This window comes from Chryseobacterium sp. VD8 (assembly GCF_037149975.1).
GTDB lineage: Bacteria > Bacteroidota > Bacteroidia > Flavobacteriales > Weeksellaceae > Chryseobacterium > Chryseobacterium indicum.
Map to the genome: position 1 here is coordinate 1 of NZ_JBBCQL010000236.1, position 6,999 is coordinate 6,999.

6 protein-coding genes are annotated in these 6,999 nt (G+C 36.9%); 5 read left to right on the forward strand and 1 reads right to left on the reverse strand.

What is annotated here, in order from left to right:
* Both WFK35_RS19035 and WFK35_RS19040 read left to right on the forward strand, forming a co-directional pair.
* Positions 1-1,256, forward strand: a 1,256-nt coding sequence (locus WFK35_RS19035) for an efflux RND transporter permease subunit (RefSeq protein WP_336733906.1), incomplete at its 5' end; no start/stop codon positions are given.
* 284 nt (positions 1,257-1,540) lie between these two features.
* Positions 1,541-2,953, forward strand: a complete 1,413-nt coding sequence (locus WFK35_RS19040; protein WP_336733908.1) for an efflux transporter outer membrane subunit — start codon at positions 1,541-1,543, stop codon at positions 2,951-2,953.
* Positions 2,954-3,289: 336 nt separating this feature from the next.
* Here the strand turns inward: WFK35_RS19040 and miaA are convergent, their stop codons facing one another.
* Entirely contained in the window at positions 3,290-4,210 is a 921-nt protein-coding gene (gene miaA, locus WFK35_RS19045) for a tRNA (adenosine(37)-N6)-dimethylallyltransferase MiaA (RefSeq protein ID WP_336733910.1), read from the reverse strand.
* Positions 4,211-4,674: 464 nt separating this feature from the next.
* On the opposite strand from miaA, the gene WFK35_RS19050 reads away from it, so the two are divergent.
* The 3 genes from WFK35_RS19050 to nadA form a co-directional block, all read left to right on the forward strand.
* Positions 4,675-5,532, forward strand: a complete 858-nt coding sequence (locus WFK35_RS19050) for a YicC family protein (protein ID WP_302715958.1) — start codon at positions 4,675-4,677, stop codon at positions 5,530-5,532.
* Positions 5,533-5,623: 91 nt separating this feature from the next.
* Positions 5,624-6,190, forward strand: coding sequence for a guanylate kinase (gmk, locus tag WFK35_RS19055; protein ID WP_336733912.1), 567 nt, complete (start codon positions 5,624-5,626; stop codon positions 6,188-6,190).
* A gap of 106 nt (positions 6,191-6,296) precedes the next feature.
* A partial coding sequence (gene nadA / locus WFK35_RS19060) for a quinolinate synthase NadA (protein WP_336733914.1) occupies positions 6,297-6,999 on the forward strand: 703 nt, incomplete at its 3' end.

Consider the following 6,999-nt stretch of genomic DNA (forward strand, 5'->3'; position numbering starts at 1 on the left):
AAATCAGTGATCCCGATCAGATTGCAGCAGGATTAACGGGGAAAGTTTCGCAGGTGAAAGATGCCAATGCATTCTTCTTCAATTTTCCTACTGTTCAGGGATTTGGTAACGTTTCCGGTTTTGAATTTATGCTTCAGGACAGAACGAACGGCTCTTTGGAACAATTAGGAACCAACACTCAGGCTTTCATCGGAGAATTGATGAAACGTCCGGAAATTGCCTTCGCGTTTACAACGTATGCAGCAGGAAATCCACAATTCACGATTGAGGTGGATAATGATAAAGCCAATCAGCTTGGAGTTTCAATTACAGAATTGATGCAGACGATGCAGATTTATTACGGAAGCAGCTTTGTTTCGGATTTCAACCGATTCGGAAAATACTACAGAGTAATGGCTCAGGCGGATATTCCTTACCGTACCGATGCGAATTCTCTTGAAGGAATTTATGTTAAAAATAAATCCGGCGAAATGGTTCCTGTAAAAACATTGGTGACTTTAAAAAGAAGTTTCGGACCTGAAACGGTGACCAGAAACAATCTTTTCAATGCCGTAACAATCAACGGAACACCGAAGCCGGGTTACAGTACCGGAGATGCAATTAAGGCAGTGGAAGAAGTAGCACAGAAATCACTTCCGAGAGGTTATGGGTACGAATGGACAGGGATCACCCGTGAAGAGATTAAAACAAGCGGACAGACCTCATTTATCTTTATGCTGAGTATTTTGTTTGTCTATTTCTTACTGGCAGCTCAGTACGAAAGTTACATTCTTCCGTTTGCCGTTATTTTAACGATTCCTACTGGTATTTTCGGAGTATTTGCCTTCACGGGACTGGCTGGAATTGATAATAACATTTACGTTCAGGTTGGATTGATCATGCTGGTCGGATTATTAGCGAAAAATGCAATCCTTATTGTGGAATTTGCTGTTCAGAGAAGAAATGCAGGAAGATCATTACTGGAATCTGCACTTCAGGCTTCGAGATTACGTTTAAGACCGATCTTAATGACCTCGTTTGCATTCATCATCGGGATGCTGCCGTTAGTTTGGACTCAGGGAGCTTCCGCAAAAGGTAACCACTCAATCGGGATGAGTACTGTGGGCGGAATGTTAACCGGAGTTGTATTCGGAGTATTCATTATTCCTGTGATGTTTGTGATTTTCCAGTATTTACATGAAAAAATGCCGAGCAGAAAAAAGAAAAGACTTCAAAGACAGAAACTGGAGGCAGAACTTTTAGCAGCAGCTCATTAATAAATGATTGACAAAACTTTGAGATTTTCAAACAGGAATTTAAACGCAAAGATTTATTATTAATTACGAATATTTTTAAAGAAGCAAAGAAAGCGACAAGTCGCTGATGAAGCTGCATGATTAAAAGTTCGCTTCTTAAAATCAATTTCATTGATTAAATCTTTGCTCTCTTAAATATTTTATATCAAAAATTTTCCTTTGCGTTAAAAAATTTCAAAACAAAAAGTAGAAACTGCTTTGAAGGATTTCTCAAAGTTTTGTACTCCATTAAAATTTAAACCTTTATGAAAAGAATAAAAAATATTATCATCACTTTTGGACTGGCTTTGGTTTCAGTCTCCTGTGTGTCGAAACTGGCGTACAAGGAGCCTGAACCGGAGCTTCCCGAAACTTTTAAATATACCGCAACAGCAGATACAGCAAGTGTAGCGAACCTGGAATGGAGAAAGTTTTTCAGCGATCCGATGCTGCAAAACTTAATCGAAAAAGGAATTAAAAACAACTACGATTTACAGATAGCTTTAAAACAGGTTGCTTCTTCACAGGAGAAATTAAAACAGGCAAAATATCTTCAATATCCCGATGTTGGTTTCGGAGTTTCCGCACAGATTTCCAAGCCTTCCAAAAACAGCATGAACGGACAAAGTTTAAACCTATTCTTAGGAAAAAGCTATGTTGAAGATTACAATGCAGCATTCAATTTGTCTTGGGAAGCAGATATTTGGGGCAAAATTAAAAATCAGCAGGAAGTTTCAAAAATGCAGTATCTGCAGACTTACGAAGCAACAAAAGCCATTCAGACACAGGTTGTTGCAGCCATTGCACAGGGATATTACAATCTGTTGATGCTGGATAAACAATTACAGATCGCCCAATCTAATCTAGAACTCAACAACCGGACGCTTTCCCTTACAGAAAAATTATGGCAAAGCGGTGATACCACTTCTCTAGGCGTTCAACTGGCAACGGCTCAGAAACAATCGACTGAACTTTTGATTACACAATTGGAGCAAAATATTGCCATTCAGGAAAATGCATTGAGTATTTTAGTGGGTGAAAATCCGGGAAAAATCAGCAGAACGATTGAAATGTCTGAAACTTCTTTGCCTCAGGATATTTCGGCAGGACTTCCCGCAGCAATGGTAAGCCGTCGTCCGGATGTCCGTCAGCAGGAATTGGTTTTGCTGGAATCCAATTCTATGGTAGGAATTGCGCAGGCAAATATGTATCCTTCCTTGAAAATTACGGCAAATGGCGGTGTCAATTCATTTAAAATTGATAACTGGTTTCAGATTCCGGCTTCATTGTTCGGTTCTGTTTTGGGAGGATTGACTCAGCCGATTTTCCAGAAAAGACAATTGAAAACAGATTTAAATGTGGCTAAAATTCAGAGAGAGAAAAATGTTTTGGCGTTCCGTCAGTCGGTTTTAAATGCGGTGGGAGAAGTTTCTGATGCTTTGGTTTCCAATGAGAGTTTAAAAGTTCAGGAACAAAAAGCAACGGAACAGGTGGCAACCTTAAAAAACGGAATCAAAAGTGCCGAAATGCTGTACAAAGGCGGAATGGCAAATTATTTAGAAGTGATAACAGCTCAGGGAAATTCTTTACAGGCAGAACTTAATCTGGCGTCTGTAAAAAGACAGAGATTGAGCAGTATTGTAGATTTATACCGGGCTTTAGGAGGCGGTTGGAAGTAGTAAATTAAAATTATATTGTTAATGGAATGCGGTCTTTCGGGGCTGCATTTTTTTGTTTAAATTAAACTTTTTAACCACTCGCATTGTCATTCTGGACATAGACTAAAAATCTACGAACGTAGTTCAGAAATGGAGTGAAGAATCTATAATATCTTCGTAGAGATTCTTCCTTCGTCAGAATGACAATCTGCGAAAATTTTGAACCATTAAGAACATTTAAGGAGTTAAGTTTAATTAAGAAAAATAAAATAGATTTAATAAACATATTATACTAAAAGCGAAGCTCAACTCAATATTCTTCACCTCTTATTCAAAATCTTAATGGTTCAAAAAGATTTATTTTTGAAATTCCTCATTAATATAATCTATCAAACCATCAAAATCCTCCTGCGAATATCCCAACTGTAAATAATGAATATCATCCGCTTTCCGATACCAAGTCAATTGGCGTTTTGCGTACCTTCGGCTGTTTTTTTTAATTTCGGAAACGGCAAAATCAAGATCCCATTCTCCTTCAAAATATTTAAATAATTCGGAATAGCCAACCGTATTCAAAGCGGTGAGATGTTTAAATTTCTCAAGACTTTTTGCTTCTTCCAGCAAGCCTTTTTCCATCATGATATCCACTCTCCTGTTAATCCGGTCGTACAACTCTTCTCTCGGTGCTTCAATTCCGATCCGGATGGTTTTAAAATCTCTGGAATCCTGCGAAACAGCAATTTGTTCAGAATATTTTTTATTCGTCTGCCAAATCACGTCGATAGCCCGTAAAAGTCTTCTGTGATTGTGAAAATCTACTATGGCAAAATATTCGGGATCAAGCTCTTTCAGAATTTCCTGAAGCTTTTCAATTCCCTCGTTTTCGAAAATTTCCTGTAATTTTTTCTGATTGTTTTCATCCGCTTCAGGCAAATCATTCAATCCCTCAATCACTGCTTTTTCATACATCATGCTTCCACCAACTAAAATGACGGTATCATGTTTTTCGAAAAGTTCACTGATTTTTTTTAAGGCATCTTCTTCATACTGTCCGATGGAATAATATTCTTCAACAGAAAGGTTTCCGATAAAATGATGAGGTGCTTCGGCAAGTTCTTCAGCAGACGGTGAAGCCGTTCCGATTTTCATTTCCCTGAAAAACTGTCTCGAATCACACGAAACAATCTCTGTGCTGAAATGTTTTGCCAGATCAATTGCCAGTCTTGTTTTACCAATTCCGGTGGGGCCTACAACAGAAATTAAATTTTTCTTTTTCACCGTGCTAATTTACGAAAATGAGTGAATTCTATTTTACCGAAAAAAAGACAATATATTTCCATGTTTCTTAGGCAGTTAAAAATTTACAAAATCATTGCACGAACTTTTTTCTTCTAAAAGAAACCATTAAGATTTAATTTAGAAGTTAAGTACAATTAAGAATCAAATAGATTTTTAAAAAATATTATGACTTAAAGCAGAGCTCACCTTAATATTCTAAACTCCGTAAATTAAATCTTAATGGTTCAAATAAACTTTCCTACTACTAAAGACTTACTTTCTGTAAGATGGAAGAACGAATATGGAAGTTAAAATCGGTATTCAATAATATCCACAACAATCTTACCGCTTCCTTCTTCCTTCTTCCTTCTTCCTTCTTCCCTCTTCCCTCTTCCCTCTTCCAGCTTTCAACATTAGCAAAACTATAGACTTAAATGTTTATCTTTGTAAGACAATAAAAAACTATGATTTTATCAATGACCGGCTTTGGTAGAGCCGAAGACGTTTTTGAAGGTAAAAAAATTACCATCGATATTAAATCCCTGAACAGCAAGAGCTTCGATTTAAATATCAAAATTCCTTTGAGATATAAAGAGAAGGAATTTGAGGTAAGAAAAATTCTGAACGACAGAATAATCCGTGGAAAAGTAGACTGCTACATCAATATAGAAAATCTTGAAGAGTCCAATGATGTGAAAATCAATAAAAGCTTAATTGATTCTTACATGAAGGAGCTGAAAAACATCGCTTCAGACGGACCCGATTTCGAATATCTGAAAATGGCAGTGAGGCTTCCGGATGCGATTACTTCAAGACCGGACGAATTATCCGAAGGCGAATGGGAAGCTTTGGCAAAAATTGTGAATGCTGCGGTTGACCGTTTTGAAGAATTCAGAAGAACGGAAGGTAAAATTTTGCATGAAGAACTTGAAAGAAATATTCAGAATATTGATAAATACTTAGGTGAGGTCATTCCGTTCGAAGAAGACAGAATTTCGGCAGTGAAGGAGCGTTATCAGAAAACTTTAAAAGAGTTTGAGAATGTAGATGAAACCCGTTTCTATCAGGAAATGGCTTATTTTACAGAAAAACTGGATATTTCAGAAGAAAAAGTAAGACTTTCCCAGCATTTGAAATATTACAAGGAAGTAATGGACAATGAAGATTTCAACGGTAAGAAACTTGGATTTATTTCTCAGGAAATTGGTCGTGAAATCAACACATTAGGTTCCAAAGCCAATCATTCGGAAATTCAGAAACTCGTGGTGATGATGAAGGATGATCTAGAGAAGATTAAAGAACAGACGTTAAATGTGCTTTAAATTCAAAGTTTAATATTTAAAATTCAATGTTAAAAACTTTGGATAAGCAAAATAATTTTGAATAATAGATTTTAACTTTAAACTAAAAACTTTGAACAATAAAGTTATCATATTTTCAGCACCTTCAGGAAGCGGAAAAACAACATTGGTAAAGCATTCTCTGGAAGTTTTTAATGAACTGCAGTTTTCGATTTCATGTACAACAAGACAGCCGAGAGGCAGTGAAGTTCATGCAGTGGATTATCATTTTTTAACACCCGACGAATTCAGACAGAAGATTGCTGAAAATGCTTTTGTAGAATTTGAAGAGGTTTATACCGACAAATACTACGGAACATTAAAATCCGAAGTGGAAAAAATCTGGAACGAAGGAAAAGTGGTTATTTTTGATGTTGATGTAAAAGGCGGAATTTCCTTAAAGAAATATTTCGGAGAACAGGCTTTGTCGATTTTCATTGAACCACCTTCCATTGAAGAATTGGAACGAAGATTGATCTCAAGGAACACAGATGATGCAGAGACCATCAAAACGCGTGTGGCAAAAGCAGAAGAAGAAATGTCTTACGCAAAAGAATTTGATAAAATCGTCATTAACAGCGATCTGAACGAAGCAAAAAAAGAAATAGAAAGTTTAATAAAAAATTTTATTGGAAGTTAAAGACCGGATGATGGAAACGGGAAGCTTGAGGTTTATTAAACAACGTCAAAATTCTAATTTTTAATTCCTATTTTTTAATTTCTGATTCTAAAACATTGAGGTTGATATGAGTACCGAAACATTAGAAAAAGCTAAATCTGCGATTCCTGTAAGAGGATTTCTGGATATAAAAGATATAGCAATTCCTCAAGGAGAAGAGCTTGTACAGGCAATTCTTAAATTGAAAGAAGAAAAAAATGCCGTTATTCTGGCGCATTATTACCAACCCGGAGACATTCAGGATATTGCTGATTTTCTGGGAGATTCTCTGCAACTGGCAAGACAGGCAAAAGATACGGATGCAGATATGATTGTTTTCTGCGGAGTTCATTTCATGGCGGAAGCGGCTAAAATTCTGAATCCGACTAAAAAAGTAGTTCTTCCCGATACAATGGCAGGATGTTCATTGGCAGACGGATGTTCCGGAGAAGGTTTGAGAAAAATGCGCGAACAGCATCCGAATGCTTTGGTGGCAACCTACATCAACTGTAATGCAGAAACGAAAGCGGAAAGTGATATTATTGTTACCAGCTCAAATGCTGAAACGGTAATTGAAGCCTTACCGAAAGACCGTCCGATTATTTTTGCACCGGATAAAAATTTAGGAAGATATTTATCTCAGAAAACAGGACGCGATATGATTCTTTGGGACGGAAGCTGCATCGTTCACGAAGCATTTTCTATGGAAAGAATTGCAAAACAACTGGCAGATAATCCGGATGCAAAATTAATTGCACACCCTGAAAGTGAAGAAGCGGTTTTAAAGCTGG